This is a genomic window from Paenibacillus sp. 2TAB19 (genome assembly GCF_052115185.1).
Classification (GTDB): Bacteria; Bacillota; Bacilli; order Paenibacillales; family Paenibacillaceae; genus Pristimantibacillus.
The window spans coordinates 85,798-106,038 of record NZ_JBFRGE010000015.1 but is presented as its reverse complement, the minus strand read 5'-3'; the positions used below and the strand labels follow the sequence as shown (position 1 = coordinate 106,038).

At 50.6% G+C, this 20,241-nt stretch carries 17 protein-coding genes; 8 read left to right on the top strand and 9 right to left on the bottom strand.

The window, feature by feature from the left end:
- Window positions 1-414: 414 nt before the first annotated feature.
- Window positions 415-1,503 carry a serine hydrolase domain-containing protein gene (locus tag AB4Z33_RS09460; RefSeq protein WP_442049699.1) on the top strand — a complete coding sequence of 363 codons (1,089 nt, stop codon included), beginning with the start codon at window positions 415-417 and terminating at the stop codon, window positions 1,501-1,503.
- 45 nt (window positions 1,504-1,548) lie between these two features.
- Here the strand turns inward: AB4Z33_RS09460 and AB4Z33_RS09455 are convergent, their stop codons facing one another.
- Window positions 1,549-2,955 carry a GNAT family N-acetyltransferase gene (locus tag AB4Z33_RS09455; protein WP_442049698.1) on the bottom strand — a complete coding sequence of 469 codons (1,407 nt, stop codon included), beginning with the start codon at window positions 2,953-2,955 and terminating at the stop codon, window positions 1,549-1,551.
- 311 nt (window positions 2,956-3,266) lie between these two features.
- Between AB4Z33_RS09455 and AB4Z33_RS09450 the strand changes: the two genes are divergently transcribed.
- The 3 genes from AB4Z33_RS09450 to AB4Z33_RS09440 all read left to right on the top strand — a co-directional run bounded on the left by AB4Z33_RS09450 (window position 3,267) and on the right by AB4Z33_RS09440 (window position 6,242).
- Window positions 3,267-3,857, top strand: a complete 591-nt coding sequence (locus AB4Z33_RS09450) for a Crp/Fnr family transcriptional regulator (protein ID WP_442049697.1) — start codon at window positions 3,267-3,269, stop codon at window positions 3,855-3,857.
- 103 nt (window positions 3,858-3,960) lie between these two features.
- Window positions 3,961-4,722, top strand: a complete 762-nt coding sequence (locus tag AB4Z33_RS09445; protein ID WP_442049696.1) for an SDR family oxidoreductase — start codon at window positions 3,961-3,963, stop codon at window positions 4,720-4,722.
- Window positions 4,723-4,994: 272 nt separating this feature from the next.
- Window positions 4,995-6,242, top strand: a complete 1,248-nt coding sequence (locus tag AB4Z33_RS09440; RefSeq protein ID WP_442049695.1) for a collagen-like protein — start codon at window positions 4,995-4,997, stop codon at window positions 6,240-6,242.
- Window positions 6,243-7,027: 785 nt separating this feature from the next.
- Here AB4Z33_RS09440 and AB4Z33_RS09435 read toward each other — a convergent pair.
- From AB4Z33_RS09435 to AB4Z33_RS09415, 5 genes are all read right to left on the bottom strand, one after another.
- The gene (locus AB4Z33_RS09435) at window positions 7,028-7,366 is read right to left on the bottom strand and encodes a DUF3992 domain-containing protein (protein ID WP_442049694.1); all 339 of its coding nucleotides are present in this window, start codon (window positions 7,364-7,366) and stop codon (window positions 7,028-7,030) included.
- Window positions 7,367-7,408: 42 nt separating this feature from the next.
- Window positions 7,409-7,780 (bottom strand): DUF3992 domain-containing protein, encoded by a 372-nt coding sequence (locus AB4Z33_RS09430; protein ID WP_442049693.1) that lies wholly within the window; start codon window positions 7,778-7,780, stop codon window positions 7,409-7,411.
- Window positions 7,781-7,909: 129 nt separating this feature from the next.
- Window positions 7,910-9,223, bottom strand: coding sequence for an ABC transporter substrate-binding protein (locus tag AB4Z33_RS09425; RefSeq protein ID WP_442049692.1), 1,314 nt, complete (start codon window positions 9,221-9,223; stop codon window positions 7,910-7,912).
- Window positions 9,224-9,268: 45 nt separating this feature from the next.
- On the bottom strand, window positions 9,269-9,586 hold the full coding sequence (locus AB4Z33_RS09420; protein ID WP_442049691.1) for a 4Fe-4S binding protein: 318 nt from the start codon (window positions 9,584-9,586) through the stop codon (window positions 9,269-9,271).
- Complete coding sequence (locus AB4Z33_RS09415; RefSeq protein WP_442049690.1) at window positions 9,583-11,196, bottom strand: FAD-dependent oxidoreductase; 1,614 nt, start codon at window positions 11,194-11,196, stop codon at window positions 9,583-9,585. The genes AB4Z33_RS09420 and AB4Z33_RS09415 overlap by 4 nt, the downstream gene beginning before the upstream one ends.
- A gap of 373 nt (window positions 11,197-11,569) precedes the next feature.
- Here AB4Z33_RS09415 and AB4Z33_RS09410 point away from each other — a divergent pair, with 373 nt between their 5' ends.
- Window positions 11,570-12,988, top strand: a complete 1,419-nt coding sequence (locus AB4Z33_RS09410) for an FAD/NAD(P)-binding protein (RefSeq protein ID WP_442049689.1) — start codon at window positions 11,570-11,572, stop codon at window positions 12,986-12,988.
- Window positions 12,989-13,049: 61 nt separating this feature from the next.
- On the opposite strand, the gene AB4Z33_RS09405 is transcribed toward AB4Z33_RS09410, so the two are convergent.
- On the bottom strand, window positions 13,050-13,637 hold the full coding sequence (locus AB4Z33_RS09405; RefSeq protein ID WP_442049688.1) for an NAD(P)H-dependent oxidoreductase: 588 nt from the start codon (window positions 13,635-13,637) through the stop codon (window positions 13,050-13,052).
- Window positions 13,638-13,718: 81 nt separating this feature from the next.
- On the opposite strand from AB4Z33_RS09405, the gene AB4Z33_RS09400 reads away from it, so the two are divergent.
- Window positions 13,719-14,213 carry a MarR family winged helix-turn-helix transcriptional regulator gene (locus AB4Z33_RS09400; protein ID WP_442049687.1) on the top strand — a complete coding sequence of 165 codons (495 nt, stop codon included), beginning with the start codon at window positions 13,719-13,721 and terminating at the stop codon, window positions 14,211-14,213.
- A gap of 51 nt (window positions 14,214-14,264) precedes the next feature.
- Here AB4Z33_RS09400 and AB4Z33_RS09395 read toward each other — a convergent pair whose 3' ends face one another.
- Together AB4Z33_RS09395 and AB4Z33_RS09390 are read right to left on the bottom strand one after the other, a co-directional pair.
- The gene (locus tag AB4Z33_RS09395) at window positions 14,265-17,420 is read right to left on the bottom strand and encodes an alpha-mannosidase (protein WP_442049686.1); all 3,156 of its coding nucleotides are present in this window, start codon (window positions 17,418-17,420) and stop codon (window positions 14,265-14,267) included.
- A gap of 285 nt (window positions 17,421-17,705) precedes the next feature.
- Window positions 17,706-18,167, bottom strand: a complete 462-nt coding sequence (locus AB4Z33_RS09390; RefSeq protein WP_442049685.1) for a hypothetical protein — start codon at window positions 18,165-18,167, stop codon at window positions 17,706-17,708.
- Between the two features lie 291 nt (window positions 18,168-18,458).
- On the opposite strand from AB4Z33_RS09390, the gene AB4Z33_RS09385 reads away from it, so the two are divergent.
- A complete protein-coding gene (locus tag AB4Z33_RS09385; RefSeq protein WP_442049684.1) occupies window positions 18,459-19,274 on the top strand; it encodes an ABC transporter ATP-binding protein in 816 nt (271 codons plus the stop codon).
- 43 nt (window positions 19,275-19,317) lie between these two features.
- Window positions 19,318-20,181 carry an ABC transporter permease gene (locus AB4Z33_RS09380; protein WP_442049683.1) on the top strand — a complete coding sequence of 288 codons (864 nt, stop codon included), beginning with the start codon at window positions 19,318-19,320 and terminating at the stop codon, window positions 20,179-20,181.
- Window positions 20,182-20,241: the final 60 nt, after the last annotated feature.

The window sequence follows — 20,241 nt, the reverse complement described above, 5'->3', positions numbered from 1 at the left end:
GAGTAGGCTTTCTGTTCGAGGATTTTACACACAACTTTGGACTTGACCACGCACTCAATGATTTTGTACGATTTTTCGATCAAAAACCCAGATTTGACCTATCCGTAAGGTTGATTTATACGAAATATCATACAACTATTGGTTAGTGTTAGTCACAGTTAATCGACAGCCTCTATCGTCCAATCAAATAGCCTGCGGCAGACAGAACAAGTACCTTTGAATGGAAATCATACAGCCTAATTCGCCCATTAGCTCGTATGAAATCCATTCACCTCCGACTAGCTAAAGAACAGGCTATTTCCTTTAGCTTCAGTCTCCATATCGCAGTGTAAGAAGATTGATTATTTTTCCAATCACTGGTATAATTATAAGAACATATGTTCTATTTATTTTACTGGGGAAAGGAATGGTTCTGTGGGGCGGCATGATGGGCAACTGCTGAAGTTGGAAGACCGAATGAGGCGGAGCAACGTTCCGGGCATTGGAGTAGCGGTCATTCGAGATGGTTATGTGGAGTGGTCGGAGAGTTGGGGCGTATTGGAAGCGGGAGGGCTTCGACCGATCGATGCGGACAGCCTCTTTCATGCATGCTCCATGAGCAAAATGGTGACGGCAATAGGAGTGCTGCGATTAGTACAGGACGGATTGCTTGATGCGGAATCTGACGTCAATCGGTATTTGACATCGTGGCAGGTTTCTGACAATACATATACGGACCAGGAGAAGGTAACTGTAGCGAGTCTGCTTGCTCACCACGCGGGTATCGTAGATCCTGACGGAAGCTTCGATGTTCATAATGGGGAGGATGACTTTCCTTCGCCAAAGCAGCTACTATCGGGACATACAGCGTATAATCCGGATCCAGTAGAGGTAAGACAAGTACCGAGCAGCCGGTTCTCTTATTCGGATGCTGGCTATACCGTTCTGGAGCAACTCATTGAGGACATTACGGGCGAGTCTTTCGCAAGTGCAGTGAACAGGCTGGTTATAGAACCACTGGAATTAAAACGTACCTTATTTTGGAATGGCGAAACAGTAGATGGGGAATATGCTAATGCGCGCTTTGTGGAGAATGCAGCAGCAGGGCATGACAAGAACGGCTGCCTAGTTGTAGGGAAGAAGTGGCACTATCCCAATCTGTCGGGGGCAGGCCTATGGACGACGCCAGCTGAATTCGCTGCGTTGACCTTGGAGATTATTCGCGCTTGGGAAGGAAGCGTTGCGTCAATATTGCGCCCTGATCTAGCGCGAGCAATGTTGACGAGCTATGGTCTGGCGCCGGGAGTGGGGCTAGGTGTTTTCCTTCCTGATGCCGCTGGCATGCCTTGTTTCTTTTCGCAAGGTTGGGGCGTCGGGTATCAATGCAAGATGGTGTCATTTCCGAGTCTTAAGAGCGGTATTGTCGTCATGATGAACGCAGAACCGGGGAAACACCAGGATGAATCGTTAGTCGGTGAAGTCATTAGAGAAGTGAGCGAGGAGTATGGCTGGCCAATTATTTAAGCCGAGGAACGAGACAACCGCCGATTGCTCGGCGGTTGTCAGGCATTACAGATGCAGCTTGCGGATGATTTCTTGCTCGGACTGGTCGGCGATAACGAATCCGAGAGATGCATATAAGCGGGCTGCCCGCTCGTTGCCTTGTCGATGACCGAGCATGATACTGCTGCAACCGTGCTTCTCTTTTATATAACGAATGAGCTCAAGCATGCCGGATTTCCCGAAGCGCTTATTTTGAAAGTTGTGATCAATCATATAAGCCATAATCCAGTAAGCGCCATCGTCGGGATCAATGGCATAAACGGTAAAGCCGATTAATTGTTCGCCCGCATAAATAGCCAGCGGAGTGTATCCGCAATAAGCGGATTCTGCCAGCCAATAGACGGCGGGGCTGGGAAATACGCTTCGCTGTTCTTCTGTTACCTCAAGCGAGGAGCAGGCGTACCAATTGGTATGGTCGATTGGCGCGAGTCTGACTGCCGGGCTATATCTTTCGCGAATTTGACCGCATATCCGCAACAGCTTATCTCGCAGCGCAGTGGCCCATTCGGGTGATGTCGCATCGTCCATTCCCTCGATGCTGCGCAGCAGCCTGGCGAATGAATAGAGATCGGAGAACTTCTGAAACAGGGGAATTCGTTCTATATAAAATTCATCCAATGGTTTAATTGATCTGTATCCAGCAAGGAACAAGTCTAATTGTCGTTTTGCTTCTTCACTATCTTGTTCGAGAAGATCGGATACAGCGGACGCCACGTCCATCATGAACCAATGAACCATCGCGTCATCGAAATCAATGGYGTAATATAGCGCCTCATCAGACGAATAAAACATATTATCGGTCTCGAAATCATAGTGAATAAGTCCGGTATGTCCCTCACCGATTGGCAGCGCTTGGAGTTGTTCGTGCAAGCTTGAGAGTTCATGCTTAAGCGCGGTCTCTTCGGGGTAACGCTGCAAGACCGATGCAACGAAATGCAGCGCGTCGTCCCAACTCTTTCGCGAATTTGTGTCTGGGCAGTACGTTTCGGATAAATGATGCAGCGACGCTAGAGCCTTTCCCCAGCTAGTCAGGTGTTCGTCGGACATTTTCTCGAGAGGAATATACGAGCCTTTGGCCTGTTCGAATACCGTTCCGAAATAACGCCCATGATCGGTCGATATAGTCTCTAACCATTGCCCGTTCTTCGAACGGACCGGGGCGGCGGCCGGATAACCTTGTGCGATCAAATAAAGGATGAAGTCAAGTTCGGCCCCAATTTGCTGGGGCGTATTATCTTCTTCGTGGATAAAACGGAGGAAATATCGTGTTCCGCTGCGCTCGAAGATATAAACAAAGTTGCTGCTAGCTCTCCAAAACTTCAGCGTACCTGCATCGTGCTCCCATAATTCAAGCAATTGCTCGGACGGAATAGGGCTTACCTTACCCCGAATCATATTTCTTAAATACATCATTGCCTGCTTGCCTCCCATTGCCTAATGAGAGGTGTGTTTTAAAAATGCGCGATACGACCTCTCACCGGCTCTTGTCGATTATGAATCTTGTTCAAACACCATCACTCCTTCAAGTTGTTGTAGGGAGGCGACTGAAACTGCGTTTGCCATTGTACTCATTCCCTCGTTACACATTGTCAGCCAGTTTGCCCTGTGACATCAAGGTACAATTCAGATTAAAGCGATTGTTACCGTCGCAGGAGGTAGGCATAGGAAGCCGAATACTTCATATGAGTGGATTTGCAGCAATAACCATAAGCGAGGTGAGCTTTGTGGAAGAAAGTCGGGAAGAGTATGACGCTTTGAAAAAGCTGATGGGCCCATTAGTCGTTCCTGACCAGGACTGGGATATATTCGTGAAGGGGACAATGGTCAGAAGGTTGAAACGGGACTATTTTGCAGTGCGGGCAGGGGAAACGGTTCATTGCGCATACTTCTGCATAAAGGGATTATTTCGTTTTTTCTATACGTTGGACGATGGCAAGGAGTTCACGAAGAGCTTCGCGATAGAAGGGGATTTCGTTACGTCCTATGGGGCGATGATTAGCGGTGAGCCTTCCTATTTCTCCATACAGGCGCTAGAGGAAGCGCTCGTCATTGAAATTCCGTATGGGCTGCTGCTGGAACTTGCGGACCGGAGTCGTTATTGGGAACGCTTCTTGCGTCATAGTGTGGAGCAGCTATACCGAAAGAAAGAAGAGCGAGAGCGGGAGTTGCTCTACTTGAGCGCGGCAGAGCGTCTGGAAGCGTTTAAGATGAAGTACCCAGGACTCGAAGCGCGCATTCCGCAGTATTTTATCGCATCCTATTTGGGTATTAGTCCGGTTTCGCTAAGCAGAATCGTCCATCAATCGAAAACTTAACCTATGTTAATGAAGCTCGCTGCGGGTGAAGCTACAATAAGCTCATATTTCACTGCGATACGACTGCTTCTTGCCTCCAAAGGCAGGTAGCAGTCGTGTACGTATGAATAATGAGGGAGTGGGCGGATTGAGGTTGACGGGCCATACAGTGTTGATTACGGGCGGCGGATCTGGGATCGGGTTGGCGGTTGCGAAAAAGCTTGTTCGAATGGGGAATAAAGTGATTATCGTTGGACGGGATGTGAGCAAGCTAGAAAGTGCCCAAAAAGCTATTCCTGAGCTGGCCATTCATGCTTGCGATATTGGTGTGGAGGAGCAGCGGGTATTGCTTGCGGAGTGGCTGAAGGCGGAGTATCCGGAGCTTTCGGTACTAATTAATAATGCGGGTATTCAATACCATGCGCGCTTCGATCAGGATCCGCCTTCCCTGGATGCTATTCATCATGAACTGGAGATTAACTTTGTAGCGGTTGTAAGGTTATGCTCGTTGTTGATTCCTATGCTTTCATTGCGCTCGGAAGCGGCCATCATTAATCTATCGTCGGGACTGGCGATCGCTCCGAAATCGGGAGCGGCAATTTATTGTGCGACCAAGGCTGCTGTTTCCACATTTACYAGATCGCTTAGGTATCAGTTGGAACAATCATCAATACAAGTATTTGAAGTGTTGCCGCCGCTTGTGGACACGGATATGGTGCGAGGAAGAGGCAAAGGCAAGATTAGTGCCGATGCTTTCGCTGATCAGATGATTGCGCGAGTGATCAAAGGACGACTTGTGCTGCATGTAGGCAAGACGAAGCTGCTCTATTATTTGCATCGTTTTATGCCAAAGGTGGCCTATCGGATTATGAAGCACGGTTTGTAAATCTAGAATGATGAATGGTTCAGGCGTTATAAGGTTGACATAATGGAGGGGCAGTGCGGGATGAACAGTCCTGTGTTGCTCCTTTTATGCGTGGAATTGAGGGCCTTGRTAGACGAACCTATGCTCTTTTATAGAAGTTTTTGTGTGTAATACAGATGAGAGTACAATCACTAGATGAAAAGAATCCATTAACTAATCATATGTGGGTTTCGGGAGTGTTGGGGAAATTGGATGCGGGATGACGACTATTGTGACGGGGGCCCAGAAGGTCTATGAATATGTATTGCAGCAATCCCAAATGTAAGGCGGGCAGCTCATGCGCAGGCGGGTTAAGTTGTGATGGACTTAAGCCTAAAAAAGGAATAACGGGAGCAACGGGGGCTACAGGAGCAACAGGTGCAACGGGTGGGACTGGTGCTACAGGTGCGATAGGTTTAATGGGAGCTACAGGTCCAACCGGTCCAACGGGTGAAGTCGGTGCAATCGGGTCGACAGGTCCAACAGGAGCGACAGGCCTGACGGGTGAGACAGGAGCGACTGGTTCAACCGGGGTGACGGGCTCGACTGGAGTTACAGGAGTTACCGGTCTGACGGGTGCAACTGGGTTAACAGGTCCAACCGGAGCAACGGGTGCGACTGGTCTAACTGGTATTACAGGCCCAACTGGTCCAACGGGTGAAACTGGAGCGACTGGGGCAACCGGGGTGATAGGTCCGACTGGGGTTACAGGTCCAACAGGAGTTACAGGTCCAACCGGTTCAATAGGAGCAACTGGTCCAACAGGTCTAACAGGAGCGACAGGTCCAACCGGTCCGACAGGAGCGACAGGTCTAACAGGAGCTACAGGCCCGACGGGCGCAACTGGGTTAACAGGTTCGACTGGGCTTACAGGTCCAACAGGAGCAACAGGAGCAACAGGAGCAACAGGAGCAACAGGAGCAACAGGAGCAATAGGAGCGACGGGTCCAACCGGTCCAACAGGAGTAACAGGAGCAACAGGGGCAATGGGAGCAACGGGAGCGACAGGACCTAACTTCGCGGCTCAAGGATTTTCAGCTTTCTTGTCGACCGTTACGCTGGCTGCATCTGCGCAGCTTACGAACTGGTCGACTGCCAGTCCTTATTACGGCAATGCTAACTTCAATGCCGTGACAGGAAATTACACCATTCCTAACACAGGCAGATATACGATCCTTGCAACGATTAACTACGCGATGACAGCGGCGCTTAATGTTAGCCTTGGGGCAGGGGTTAATCCTTATTTTCAAGTACAAAGATCTTCCCCGACCACAACCTCCCTTATTACAGGCCTGCTGCCGGTGTTGAACGTGAGTATTGTTCTCTTATTAACGCTAAGAGCGGTGCTTGGAAGCGGGGAAGTGACGTTAGCTGGAGAAGTGACGTTGAACGCAGGTGATGTTATCGGGCTGTATTATGTAGCTAATGGACTTACCGTTAACGTGAATATCGGTGGAGGACCGCCGAACGGGATTGTATGGTCTGTGCATGAGATCACGTAACCGTACAATTCTGTTACCAAGGCTAGACGCCTATTAAGAACTAGGCATTCTACTATTATTCGCTCTACGTCCTAAGAGTTGTTAACCATACCTGCAATAAATACATTTACTATAAGATGTGGCGTTCATATGCGAGCGAAGGGAGAGGATTACGTGTGATCAAAAAGTACAGAAGAAAAAGACGATTGTTCACYATACCCTTTTCTCTTCGTATGAATCCCTACAAATGTAGAAAAAGATGTCGCCGCAAATGTAGAACAAAGCATAGATGCCGTAGAAAAAAAGACTGTTGCCATCACGAACGCTGCTGCAAGCCGCATCCGCACCCTCCAATCCCGCCGTGGCCGCCTATTCCTCCCGTTCCGCCAATTCCTCCCGCAAGATGCGAGCAACTTATTGATAAGGAGTGCTGCGGAAGCATACTTGTTCAAGGCGTCCAGCCCTCGTTTCAAATATGGCAATCGGGTGTGGAGTGTTATACCAATATTATCCAAGTCAGCGCGTATTCTTCGGGCAATAGTACGAATCCATTAATCGTAGACATTGTCGGCGAGGAGGATAGACAATTCGTGATTCAGCCAGGAAATACCGTTAATTTTATCGGAAGATCGATTCATATCGTACGAGTATCTGTCCAGAATGCTAACGAGTTTTCATATGTAGAGGGGAAATACGTTGTCTCGACCTCGCTGCACACTCATAATCCTTACATTGCGAGTTAATAAACAGCATGCAAAAATAGGTGGTTCTCCAACTCAACCGAGCGGAGCAACCACCTTTTCTAGTTATAGGGGATAACGGACTGTGATGCAGAACTCGCCTTGACCGGCTGCTGTTGCGACAAGGGCAATCGTATCGAACCTTGCGACGGTGAACGTTGCGCTGCTGCTCGGGGTGATGACGATTTGTTGAATAGGGGTAACTACACCGGTTCTTATGAAGTTAACGGTAACGATTCCCGCGCCGCTCTCGAATTTGACATAGCCGGATGCATTAATATTTTGGGATAGATTATTTGTAAAAACCGTTTGGCTGCCCCCAGCAGTAAATTGCCAGTTGATACAAACTTTATCTTGCACGAAAGTTTTGTCTGAGCAACAAGTTAGCGTCGTATTTGCGCGCATCGTTTTCTCATGCCTCCCTCTAGAGTTGCTTTCTACCCCTTACTAAATGGAATAACGAGTTGTTATGCAGAATTCGCCTTGATAAGTACCGGCGCTTGCGCCTGGCAGTATGATTTGAATCTCGCTAAAGCGGCGATAAGTGAAAGCCATGCTCGTTCCCGGCGTTAAAGTGAAGGGGGTAGGGTTAATTGCATTGCCTGCGCTATCGAGAAAGTTGACTGTTATAGCAGCAGGTCCTACATCGTACTGTACATAACCTGTGCCTACAATATTTTGATTGATGTTATTGGTGAATACGACGATTTCAACATCGGTTGCGACAACCGTTCCGCTCCATGGCGCGCATACTTTATCTTGAACGAAGTTTTTTTCCGTACAGCAGGTTAGGGCCGCCGAGCTATTGTTGCAAGACATAGACAAGTACCTCCCCATATATGGTATCTACCTATTAAATGCAGGCGATAGCTTGCATGCTTGGATACTAGCCGTTATGTCCCCTCAAAATTAAAAAAAGGCCGACCGCTAAACGATCGACCTTTCTCCTTATTTCGTTGTTTTCTCGAGACGATCCACTTCTTGGTTGATTTTCTCCTCCAACGTGCGAAGGGCGGTATTGACGTCTATGCCGGATAACGCGAGCTCTTTGGCGGCATCGGTCACAAACTTGCTGACGTCGCCTTCGAATTCATGCGGTGCGTGGAGCTGAACGCTTTTCGCTTTGAAAATATTTTCGATCTTCTTTCCTTTCAGCGCCTCGATATCGGCACCAAACTCCTTCTCCAGCTCGGGATTCACGATTGACGGCACGCGGCCGTTCCGGGACAAAACACGCTGAACCTCATCCGATAAAATATAGTTCAGCACCTGGAATGCCTCGTCCTTATGCTCACTTGTCTTCGAGATAAAGAGCGAGTGAATATTGACTTCCTTCGACGTGCCAAGCGCCTCCTTGAAGTTGGGGACGGGGGCAATGTCCCAATTAATAATCTCTCCTTGCTTGCGCAGCTCTTCAAGCGGTCCGACCATATTAGCGAGGTAGGTGGGCCTCATTGCCAAAATCTGATCCTTCAGAAACGCATCCTTATTGTACAAGTAGGTATCGCCTTGGATGTAGCCGCTCACCTCGAACGTTTTCTTGAGAAAGGTGAAAGCTTTCTCCCACTCCGGCGTGTTCACGATCGCTTTTCCCGTCTTCGGATCGAGAGTGCCTAAAGCGAGGCTGCTCTGTATGTACGCCGGACCTGCGGCAACTTCAAGCCCGATGTAATTGACGCCGTCCTTCGTCTGGGTTAGCTGCTGGCCGATCGCAAGCGCTTCTTCCCATGTAATTTGTTCATCTGGCGGGTAAGGGACTCCGAATTTATCGAAAATATCCTTGTTGTAATACAAAATCGTTTCGTTCGAGTTAAACGGTATCGTATAAATTTCGCCGTCCTCGGCGTAAGCCTTGATGGAGTTTAAAATGTCCGGTTTGATGCGGTTTAGGTCCAGCTTGTATTTGTCGACGTATTCGTCAAGGCTTTGGAGAATGCCTAGCCGCTTGAAGTTGTAGTAGCTTCCCGCACTGGCATAGATAATATCGGGAACGGTGCCGGCTGACACGAGATTATCGATTTTCTGGCCTTCCGGCGTAACGACTTTCTCGAGCGTAATATGAGGGAATTTCTTCTTAACCGGCTCGGCGATCATCGTATTGAATTCAGTGTCGGTGAAGGTTAAGCCGCTGACATAGAACTTCAAGGTGACTGGCTTCTCACTGGACGCAGGCTCTTCCGTGCCATTGGAGTTTTGGCCGCAGGCTGCCAGAGAAAGGGAGAGAATAAGCAGAATTAGGATCAATAACGAACGTTTTCTCATAGATCAACGCCAGCCTTCTTTCTTCTTTAGAGTGAAAATAGAGGTTTACCCTCTTCGAAGCATGAGAGGATGTTTGGTAATTGGGGTCCGCCCCGGTCCCCAGCCTATTTGCTCGCGGTAGCTGCCGATAAGTCCTTTGCTCTCCAGCTCTGTTTCGGACAGAACGGTTTTCTCCTCGGCATCCGGTGACACATATAGCGCATCGGCAGGGCAATACAGCTCGCACATGAAGCAGGTCTGGCAGTCGCTCTGTCTTGCGATAATGGGAATACCGCCTTCCACGCGGTCAAATACATTCGTCGGACAAACGGATACGCAGAGGTTGCACTCGATGCATTTTGATTCGCTTACGATTTCGATCACACCGATACAGCCTCCTCTGATACTTGCTCTGTTCTGACTTTGATTTCGTCCAAACCGTTGCTGATTAGCCGGTATCGTTGATTAGGGTCGAGGGCGGGGAAGTCTGCACGTTTATGCATGCCCCTTGTTTCAGTGCGCTCCCTGGCTGAATGGTACATGAGCCGCGCCGTGGCCGTCATGGCTGCAACCTCGCGTGCTTTGTAAGCAGAGGCATTCAACGTGATCGGCTCGCTCCGGATTTCCTTCCACAAGTGATCCAGGCGATCGAGAGAGGAGGTGAGTCCTTGCTCGGTACGGAATAAGTTTTTGTCGTAGGGGTGAGTCTCCGCCTGTATGGCCTCAATGCGCTCAGACAGCTTAGCAGCGGCAGCGGAGGAATCTGTACTCTGATTCGTCAACGTCGTGGAAGATAAACCTGCAACGCTCCTTGTATGTGCCGCCGCACCAAGCTGCAGGGCATATTCCGCAGCGCCTTGCCCGGCGAAAGAGCCGGAGGACATCGCCCAAGCCGCGTTATGGCTTCCGCCGCCAGTGAAGCCGCCGCATATTAATTCGCGCGTCGCCGCATCGCCGGCCGCATATAGTCCAGGCACGTCGGTCGCGCATGACTCGTTCGCAATGCGTATACCTCCGGTGCCGCGTACGGTACCTTCAAGCCGCAAGGTGACGGGGAACATATCTGTGAACGGATCGAGTCCAAGGCGATCGAACGGAAGGAAGAAGTTCGTCTGGCCGACTCGCAGCGCGGGCTTAATATCTTCGGGCGCTTGGTCGAGCCTTGCATAAACCTGCTTGCCTTGAAGCAGGTTCTTCGCGATGATCGAGCGACCGCGCTGGGAGCCGGCACCTTCCACGTCCGTGCCATCCTCGTAATAGAACGAAGCATAGCGGTAATAAGCTGTTTTCGTAACGGAGGAGAAGGTTGGCGCGATGGCGTAGGCGTTGGAAAATTCCATACCCGAGAACGATGAACCGGCTTCCGCCGCCAGCAGGTATCCGTCACCGGTGAGGACATTGCAGCCGAGCGCTTTGCTGAGGAAGGCGCAGCCGCCGGTAGCGATGACGACCGCCCCGGAGCGCACGCTCCAAGGCTCGTTCGTCTGCGTTCGGATACCTCTTGCCCCTCCGACGCCATGCTCGTCTGCGAGCAGTTCGAGAGCGGGACTGTGATCCAATATTTTCACGCCGGCCTTAAGCGCGAGCTTTCGCATTAGCCGCATATATTCCGGCCCTTGCAGCCCTCTAACATGCACCGTACCATCGTCGCTCTCCGGATACGGGTAACCCCATACGGCAAGACTGTTCATTCGCTCGAACGCCTTGTTCAGCACTCTGTCCATCCAAGCGTTCTCGGCCAGCCTGCCGCCAAGCTCGTATCGGCTTAGCTTAGCTTCGGTACGGAGCTGGGCATCCGGCTGGATATACCACACGCCAGTGCCGGAAGGGGCGGTCGCGCCGCTAGATCCGCAAAATCCTTTGTCGGCCAGCACGACGCTAGCTCCTGAATGTGCAGCAGAGATTGCAGCCCAAGCGCCGGCCGGGCCTCCGCCGATTACAAGTACATCCGCCTTAATCTCCAGCCCGATTCGGCTGCTAATTGCTTCGCTCATTATTCATTCCTCCTGAAAATTAGTCATAAAAAAAGGCCGCCGGAAGCAATCAACAAAGTGATTGTTTCCAGTAGCCTGGTGAACAATTAATACTATTCCAATGTATGTTATCGGATTTGAAAATATCATATGCTCCTTTTCTAAAGTCGTCAACCCCTTTTTTTGCGGAGGGGGCATATGGTCATGATGAACAATAAAACACGTTTATTTTATGCATGATTATGAAATTTGCCTGGAATCTTTCAAAGACGAGCTAGATAAGATAGAATAAACATAAACTTAACACAATATGTTCGAAAACATAACATAAGTTGTGGCGAGTGAATGTTGTTGGTTGATTGTAGGATGGCAGCCAGAGGAAAGGTGTGATGATATGAGTCTGGAAGCGTTAAATGAACGAGTGGCAACCGATCTTTCTTATCTCGCTTATGGAGGTCCGAACTGGGTGCGGCCACGCAGTCACTCGGAAGGGCATGTGTATGATGTTGTCATTGTTGGCGGCGGGCAGAGCGGCTTAAGTATCGCCTTCGCGTTATTGCGCGAACGTGTATCTAATATATTGGTGATTGACGAAAACCCGGAAGGCTATGAAGGGCCATGGGAAACCTATGCGCGTATGATGACGCTGCGTACGCCGAAGCATCTGACATCCGTTGATCTGGGTATTCCTTCGTTGACGTTCCGATCCTGGTGGGAAGCGCAGCATGGGGTAGAAGGCTGGGCGAAGGTGGATAAGATCCCGCGCGGCGACTGGATGAATTACTTGCGCTGGTATCGCAAAACGCTTGAATTGCCTGTCGTTAATGAAGTTAAGCTTCGATTAATAGAGCCAACGGAAGAGCATATACACCGGCTTCATGTTGAGGGAATCGGTGCTATATCGGATACGCTGCTTGCTAGGAAAGTTATTCTTGCTACAGGAATCCAAGGCGGGGGCGAATGGCATGTGCCGGAGATGATTTCGGAGAACCTGCCGATGACGCTTTATGCGCATACATCGGCTCGAATTGACTTCGAAGCGCTTAAAGGCAAGAAGATTGCCGTACTTGGAGGCGGTGCATCGGCATTCGATAACGCCAACTTCGCGCTCGCCGAAGGTGCCGGAGAAGTACATGTATTCGTACGCCGCAAGGAGCTTCCGCGAATTAATCCGATCCGTCAGATGGAAGGATCGGGCATGATTGAGCGGTTCGCGGCGCTCGAGGATCGCGACAAATACGAGGTTATGGCGCATTTCTTCAAGCATAACCAGCCGCCGACGAACGATACATTCGAGAGGGCGGCGTCATGGCCGGGATTCCGCATGCATCTCGGAGCGCCTTGGTTGGCAGTTGAGAAGGCTGGAGATCAAGCGATCGTAACGACGCCGCAAGGCAAGCACTCCTTTGATTTTCTTATTATTAGCACAGGGCTGCTGACGGATCCGGCTTATCGTCCGGAACTGAAGTTGGTAGAGCAGCATATTGCCCGTTGGGGCGATCGGTATGAAGCACCTGCGGAGGTGGCGAGTCCGGTTCTGGATGCACATCCTTACTTGAGTCCCGGTTTCGCTTTCACAAGCCGGAGTGAAGAGGGGGAGAAGCTGCTGCATGGCCTGTTCACCTTCAGCTACTCCGCGCTCATCAGCTTCGGAGTTTCGGCTTCCGCATTGTCGGGCATGCGATTCGGGGTGCCGAAGGTGGCGTCTTCGGTAGCGGAGCAGCTGTTCCTCGACGATCGGGAGACGATCTTGGAAGATTACTTCACATACAAGGAGCAGGAGTTCATAGGCGCCCTGCCGCAAAGGGTATAATTTCAAGTTAAGATTACAGAAGCAGTCCATCCCGTATAGGATGGGCTGCTTTTTTTTGGTTTTAAGAGGTTAATGCTTTGAAGTAGTGATACACCTTGTTCAGCTTCTGCTCGTGCCGTCCTTTCGAGCTCTCCATGCTGCCAAATTCGAAAAACTTCACTTTTTTGATGCCGACATATTGGAAAAGCGCCTTTCTCATGAGGATCTTGTGCGAGTTGCCCAGCCAATAAAGCGGATAGAAGGCCGGCCCTTTCATGGTGGAGATGCATACGACGGACTTTCCTTTCAGTAAGCCTTCGGGCAGCAGACCTCCCTTATCCCGATAGGCGAAGCCGGAAGCGAACATTTGATCAATGAAACCAAGCAGCATGGCAGGAGGCCGTCCCCACCAGATCGGATAGACGAACACGATTTTATCTGCCCATAGCAGTTGTTCCCTATACTTGGCTAATGCCGGGTCAGCGTGCATGTCACGTCTGCGTTTGTTTGCATTGAAGACGAGGACGGGATTGAAATTTTCCGCATAAAGATCCAGTACTTGAACGTCCTCGATGATTGGATTATCGCCAATGCCCGCAAGCGTCTTTTGGAGAAAAGCGTAGCTTAAGCTCTCATGATTGGGATGGGTATAAATAATTAACGTTTTCATGAATAGGTCACCTCGTTAGTTATCATATGATAACTAAAAGGTAACACATGGGACAAATGGTTGTCAAATGATAATTGTTTTATGACAATAATTTTGTTATTGTACGCGGTAAGAGGTGATTTCGAAGTGGCGCAAGAAGTCGATAAGAAGATACTGTTTCAACAATTGGTCGCGTTCATTACTGATGTTCACCAGATAAAGCATGATATAACGAAGGATCTTTCTATAGCGGACATAACGCCTGCCCAGTACGGAATTCTTGAATATATCGCGGTATCGCAGCCGTTAACGGTTAGTGAAATTAGCGAGTGCAAGGATATGTCCATGCCCAATACGAGTCGCGAGCTTAAGAAGCTGAGCGACAAATCATTGTGCGTGAAGTACGAAGCGGATGATGACAAGAGGAAGCAGTATGTTCGTCTGTCGGAACAAGGCGAGAAGCTAATGGGGAATGTTTTTGCTCATATGGAGGATTGGATGGGCGAACGCGTTCGGGGGCTGTCCGGCGAAGAGCTGGGGCAGCTGTCTAACGCGATGGAGTTGTTAAGGACGACGATCTTTCGGGTTGAACAATAGAAGCAGAGCGGGCGGATAGTGAATCGCCGCCCGCTCTGCTTCTTTGTATATTTAGAAATAGACTCTCAACGTTTTGATTTCGAAGGCGCGGAAGTCGAGTGAGACAGAATGGCCGCCGATGATCGGCAGGTCTGACAGCTCTTCCTCCAGTATGTTGGCAGTGGCTACGCGTACTGGTGCAGTGCCGAAAGCTAATGTTGCGCCGGATACGGCTGAACGCTCCGCCTCGTAAAGTCTGACGATGATGGCATCATCGTCTTCAGCCGGCTTGACCGCTTCGATAATAATATTCGTTGTGTCGATGGACAAGAAGGAGTCGCCGGATCTCGGCGCGGCTCCTTGGTTCGCAAGCATCGGCACGTTCAGCTCGTATGCCGGTCGTATGACGGATTCGGCGCTGAATCCCGCCGCGTGCGGCAGGAATGAATAGGTGACGGCATGAACGCCGGCGTCACCGCGCGGATCAGGGTGAGTGCCGCCCTTGTGAAGGGTAAGGCGCATATCCGATCCGTGAACCGAGATGCCGTATTTGCAATCGTTCAGGAGCGCGACGCCGTAACGATTCTCGGAGAGATCCGTCCACTTGTGTGCGCAAACCTCGAACATGCCTTGATCATAAGGGGTGTTCGTATGCGTCGGGCGCTCGACATGTCCGTATTGAACCTCATGTCTAGCTTGGTGAGCGAGTACTGCGACCTCGAAACCTGCTTTGAGCAGTTGATGCTGCTCCTGCCAGTCGATTACGGTCTCGAAGTCGACTTTGGCGGTATTCGCGTGGAATACGAGCTGCTGCCTCAAGGCGGATTTGTATCCGATCCGATACTCGCTGCTAATGCGGAATTGCAAAGGGCCATCCGCTGTGATGCTGCGTGAGACGAGTCCTGTCTGAAGCTTCAGCTTGCCTTCGATATCGCGGTCGATGTCCCAGTTATCCCAAGCGCCGGGAAGGTCTTCGCCCATCAGCAATGCGCCGAGCGGGTGTCCCGCGCCTCGCAGTTCCCTTTTGGCAGACTTGTCATAAAAGGATTCGATATAGCCGTTAGCGTCGAAGCGTACGATTGCATGCGGCGTTTCTAATTGCTGCGCTGCCCCGTCATAACGGAATGGACTGGAAGCTGCATCGGATGGATGGCTTGTGCTGAGCGGAATGAGCAGCGACCCCATCGCCGGTATGGTGGCGCCGCCAATAAGCAGCTTCTCGTTGCCGTAAGCATCGATAATGCGCTGGCTTAACAACGATTGATCCGATGGATATAGGTTTGGCGTAATGCCCTTCACGGCGATGATGTCATTACGATCCCAGCTCAGCGTATTCCATGCGGTTACGGCATTCTCCTTCGTATTTAAGGATCGAGATAGGAGGGAGGCTGATGCGGCTTCAGCGGAAGCGATGACCTCTCCGACCTCTTGGATGGCGCGGTCATGCACTTCGGGAATCGATGTGCCCGGCAAAATATCATGGAACTGGTTGATGAGCAAAAGCTCGTACAGTTGTTTGAGTCTTTGGCGATCCGGCGAAGAGCCGCCATGGACCGCAGTGATGCTTTCGAACAGCTCCAAGTCGCGCAATGCGAGTTCGGCCTTGCGGTTGTTGCGCTTAATCTGGTGCATCTGCGTTAGAGTGCCGCGATGTCCCTCGAAGTAAAGCTCGCCCACGTGGAGCGGCGGGTTAACCGCGTTCTCTTCCAATTGCTGCATGAACTCGCTTGCTGTCATATGCTCGCTGCGGGGAACGCCTTCCAAGTCGGAGACGCGCCTTGCCATTTCTATCATTTCGTATTGCGGACCGCCGCCCCCGTCGCCGAAGCCGTAGGAGACAAGTCGGCTGTCGTTCACGTGCTTGTGCGCGATCGCGTTATGATTCGCATATACGCGGTCAATAAGCGTCTCGGCATCCGGCCAGCAATGGATCGTATTGAAGTGGGTGAGCACTTTCGTCCCGTCGAGTCCTTGCCAGTAGAAGGTGTCGTAAGGGAAGTGGTTCGTATCGTTCCAAGACAACTTGGTCGTCAGGAAGTAGCGTACGCTGGCGCTATCCATAATCTGTGGAATCGCCGCGCTATAACCGAATGTATCAGGCAGCCAGAAGCTGTCCGCTGTATAGCCGAAGTGTTCTCTTGTATAACGTTGACCGACAAGAAACTGACGAACGAGCGATTCGCCTGATACGAGATTACAGTCGCATTCGATCCATACGCCACCGTTAATTTCCCAACGTCCTTCGGCGATCCTTTGCTTCATCCCGTTAAATATATCCGGATAATGTCTGCGCATGAGTTCGGCATGGAAGGCGGAGCTTTGGATGAATTTGTACTCGGGATATTGCTCCATAAGATTAAGGACATTCGCGTAAGTTCGCGCGCATTTGCGAATCGTCTCGTCGCGTGTCCATAGCCAAGCGGTATCCATGTGGGAATGACCGATTATACCCGTCGTAGGCGCTGAGCTGCTAGTCGGCTGCTCGAGTAAAGGCTTCATTACCGCTCTTGCTTCGAGTAGTTGCGGTCGCCACAGTTCTTCGGATACTTCGTCCGGTGATTGTATAAGGAGCGGAAATAACTCGAGCAATGCGTTCTCGATCTTGGCTTTGCGGAAAGGATCGACTGCGCCGGAGCTGGCAACTTGAAGCAAGGTGCGCAGATCGAATACGAAGTCTTTCACATCGTCGCGCCGGACCATTACGTCAATCGAACGGAAGGTCCGGTTGTAGCGCTGTTGGCCAGAGAAGTTTGCCTCGCTTACCTGGTACGGCTGTGTTCCGACGCATGGATGTCCGGCATACGCCTCGAAGGCTAGCTCGAAGGCGGCGCCAGCTTGAGCGGCATCGGTTAGCAGGAGCGTGTGATGATTGCCGCGATTGGCAGCTTCGTGCTTGTGGGTGTAGATGCCGCTGGGCTTGCCGCCCACCCAGAAGAACGTCTCGACGCCGTCGGTGTTGGCGGCAATGAACAGCTTTTGTCCGCTGAGCTCATGAGGAACAGTGTAGCTGCCCTTGAACCATGCGGAGCTCCACTCCTGTCCCCATGGCTGATTGCTGCCAGCAGGCTGCCAATTCTCGCGGTCGCTCGGAACCTCGTATCGATGCTCGGCCGTCTCGAAATAGTTGACGGCTACCTCGCCGATTTTTTTGAATATGAGGGAGGTATATACTTCGTCTAGCTTCTTCAGTTTACCTAATGTTTTGCCTCTGTGATTCGGATGGATCATGTGGGGATAGCTCCTTCATGACGGATTGTGAATGGCCATTGGATGAACGACAGATAGGCTGCCAGCAAACGCGGCAGCCATGGATGTTAGCAACACCGATGGGGAATTCGCTGCTACAAATTACGATTAGTATAAGCTGTAGCTCGGCAGTCGGATATGAGGGAAAAACAAACTTTCAATGGGAGTATTGGCGATTGTTGCGGAGGCGTAGTGTGGAATGCTCGAGGTGGCCTGTAAGAGCGTATATGCTCTTACAGGGCGGAGCAGCATCGAAGTGAACAGTGGTTATTTTACATTCTCGATGAGACTAGTGTTGTCGTTGCTCTCGACGAGGCGAGTTTCTTCTGGTGTTACTTCGTAGATCCAGTAGCCGCGAAGCTTCTCGTCATTGATGGTGTACTCCAAGTTTTTGGTGAGTGTTACTGTATAGGTTCCTGCATTGGTCGAGGCGGCAACAGTGGTGGCGAGTGTTCCTTTCACCTTCGTGCCAGGCTCTTTGCCTCCCGCCGCGACCTCTATTTCCTTGGCTTGTCCGGCTTCGGGGAATTCAGGCATCTCTTTAAGCACAGCTGCTACCGCCTGGACTTCATCGAAACCAGCGGCTTGCTCCGTGGAACTCTTCTGTGTGACTTGCGGCGCTGTTACTTGGTTCGTATCCGTATCTGTATTCGTTTGATCCTCGTTCATACTGCAACCGCTTAGTACAATCGATAACGCGCAGGCAATGACAAGCCCTCTTAACTGCATAGATAGAACCTCCAAAAGTTAGTTAATAGGTTTGACGCCAACTAGACGTTTTGGTTGCGGTTCTTCCTCGCACAGTTCAAGTGTCACATAACATAACGCAAACTATCTTATCCATGCTCGGACTCACTCTTTTTTTTGTATAATTCCACAATCCAATTATAAAAATCATAGTTATTCCCCGTTTAAAAGTGTCTAACTCTACTATTGATGTTATAATACATAACATATAGTTGCGATTAGCGTACGATGCGTAGGAAGATCGAGAGTGATTTTGACGGGAGGTTGACAGAGATGGGGATCGTGCATGAGGGGCTAAGCGTTGCGAATAAACGTCTTCATAGTGAAACGGCAAGTCCGCTGCTTGTCGAACTGCAACATGTGGGCAAAAAATACCCGAACGGCACCGTTGCGGTACAGCAAGCGAGCTTAAGGGTAGGCGAGGGGGAGTTTCTGTGCTTCGTCGGACCATCCGGCTGCGGCAAGTCTACCATATTCAATATGATTGCCGGCCTAACGGCTCCTACGGAAGGCAGATTGACCGTTATGGGGACGACGCCGAAGGAGGCGCTTAGGCATAACGATATTTCATTCGTGTTTCAGGAGCATACGCTGTTGCCTTGGACGAACTTAATCTCGAATGTGACGCTCCCGTTAACTCTGCAAGGCATATCGAAGAACGAGAGGCAAGCGGAAGGCGAGAGAGTGCTGGAGCTTGTCGGGTTGAAAGATCATATGAAGGTGCTGCCGCGCGAGCTTTCCGGGGGCATGAAAATGCGCGTGTCGATTGCAAGGGCGCTTATCTCGAGACCGAAGCTGCTGCTTATGGACGAGCCGTTCGGCGCACTGGATGAGATTACGCGACAGACGCTGCAGGACGAGCTGCTTAACATTTGGAAGCAAGAGAAATCGATGACGGTGCTGTTTATTACGCATAACGTCTTCGAAGCCGTGGCGCTGTCTTCGAGAGTTGTTGTTATGACGCCAAGGCCCGGTAAAATATCCGATATTATCGAAATTCCAAGCTCCTTCGAGAGAAGTGAAGAATATAGAACGACGCCGGAGTTCGTGGAGTATATCCGCCAAGTATCGGCTGCGCTTAAGCATTAATCGTGCATCATGATTCCAGATACGGAGAGGAGTAAGAATGACTATGGCTGCTAATGAATCGTACCTATCGAGTTCTCCGTCCGAACAGCCCGTGGACACTGGTAACAGAACGTGGAGAGATAATCCCGTGATTCGTCTCTTGCTGCAGATGGCTCCGCCAATCGTTGTATTTATCGTTGCCATCGGTGCATGGGAATTGATCGTATCGCTCGCGGGCACACCTTCGTACCTGCTGCCAAAGCCGTCGGATGTGTTCGTCGCGGCGAAGGATAATTGGGGCAATCTTCTGTCTTCGGTCTCGACGACGGTGCTGGAGTCCGTGCTGGGATTTGCGATCAGCGTCGTACTCGGCATCGTATCGGCCATTCTATTGTCATTATCCAAGTTGATTGAAAAGAGCTTCTATCCTTACGCGATCATCCTTCAGACAATCCCGGTCGTTGCGATTGCGCCGATCATCGTGATTTGGCTTGGTGCAGGGGTTAACGCCATCGTTATGATTGCATTTGTCATTAGCTTTTTCCCGATCCTATCGAATACGCTCATTGGTTTGAATTCGACCGATACGAATATGAAAAATCTGTTTCACCTATACAACGCATCGAGGCTGCAAACGATCATTCGCCTCCGTATTCCTGCGGCGCTTCCGTATATATTGGCGGGCTTGAAAATATCCTGTTCGCTCGCGGTTGTCGGCGCCATCGTTGGTGAATATATTGCGGGAATCGGCGGAGGCAACGGCGGGCTAGGCTACGGTATTACGATTGCGGCAACACGGTTGCAGACGCCCTATTTATTTGCTTGCGGCCTCTCGGCGTCGCTACTCGGCATTGTGTTCTATTTGCTTGTTAATGCGCTATCGAATCGACTGCTCAGCTCATGGCATGAATCGGCGATGAAGTCCTAGCATTAACATTGCCTTCCTTAAGAGAGAGTGGTCTTATGTCGACTAACATAAGTCTGCTCT

Bases quoted from the DNA above. Each gene is read 5' to 3' on its own strand.
- AB4Z33_RS09440 (WP_442049695.1), top strand. From the start codon at position 4,995: ATGAATATGTATTGCAGCAATCCCAAATGTAAGGCGGGCAGCTCATGC.
- AB4Z33_RS09435 (WP_442049694.1), bottom strand. From the start codon at position 7,366: ATGCGCGCAAATACGACGCTAACTTGTTGCTCAGACAAAACTTTCGTG.
- AB4Z33_RS09430 (WP_442049693.1), bottom strand. From the start codon at position 7,780: ATGTCTTGCAACAATAGCTCGGCGGCCCTAACCTGCTGTACGGAAAAA.
- AB4Z33_RS09425 (WP_442049692.1), bottom strand. From the start codon at position 9,223: ATGAGAAAACGTTCGTTATTGATCCTAATTCTGCTTATTCTCTCCCTT.
- AB4Z33_RS09415 (WP_442049690.1), bottom strand. From the start codon at position 11,196: ATGAGCGAAGCAATTAGCAGCCGAATCGGGCTGGAGATTAAGGCGGAT.
- AB4Z33_RS09410 (WP_442049689.1), top strand. From the start codon at position 11,570: ATGAGTCTGGAAGCGTTAAATGAACGAGTGGCAACCGATCTTTCTTAT.
- AB4Z33_RS09405 (WP_442049688.1), bottom strand. From the start codon at position 13,637: ATGAAAACGTTAATTATTTATACCCATCCCAATCATGAGAGCTTAAGC.
- AB4Z33_RS09400 (WP_442049687.1), top strand. From the start codon at position 13,719: ATGACAATAATTTTGTTATTGTACGCGGTAAGAGGTGATTTCGAAGTG.
- AB4Z33_RS09395 (WP_442049686.1), bottom strand. From the start codon at position 17,420: ATGATCCATCCGAATCACAGAGGCAAAACATTAGGTAAACTGAAGAAG.
- AB4Z33_RS09390 (WP_442049685.1), bottom strand. From the start codon at position 18,167: ATGCAGTTAAGAGGGCTTGTCATTGCCTGCGCGTTATCGATTGTACTA.
- AB4Z33_RS09385 (WP_442049684.1), top strand. From the start codon at position 18,459: ATGGGGATCGTGCATGAGGGGCTAAGCGTTGCGAATAAACGTCTTCAT.
- AB4Z33_RS09380 (WP_442049683.1), top strand. From the start codon at position 19,318: ATGGCTGCTAATGAATCGTACCTATCGAGTTCTCCGTCCGAACAGCCC.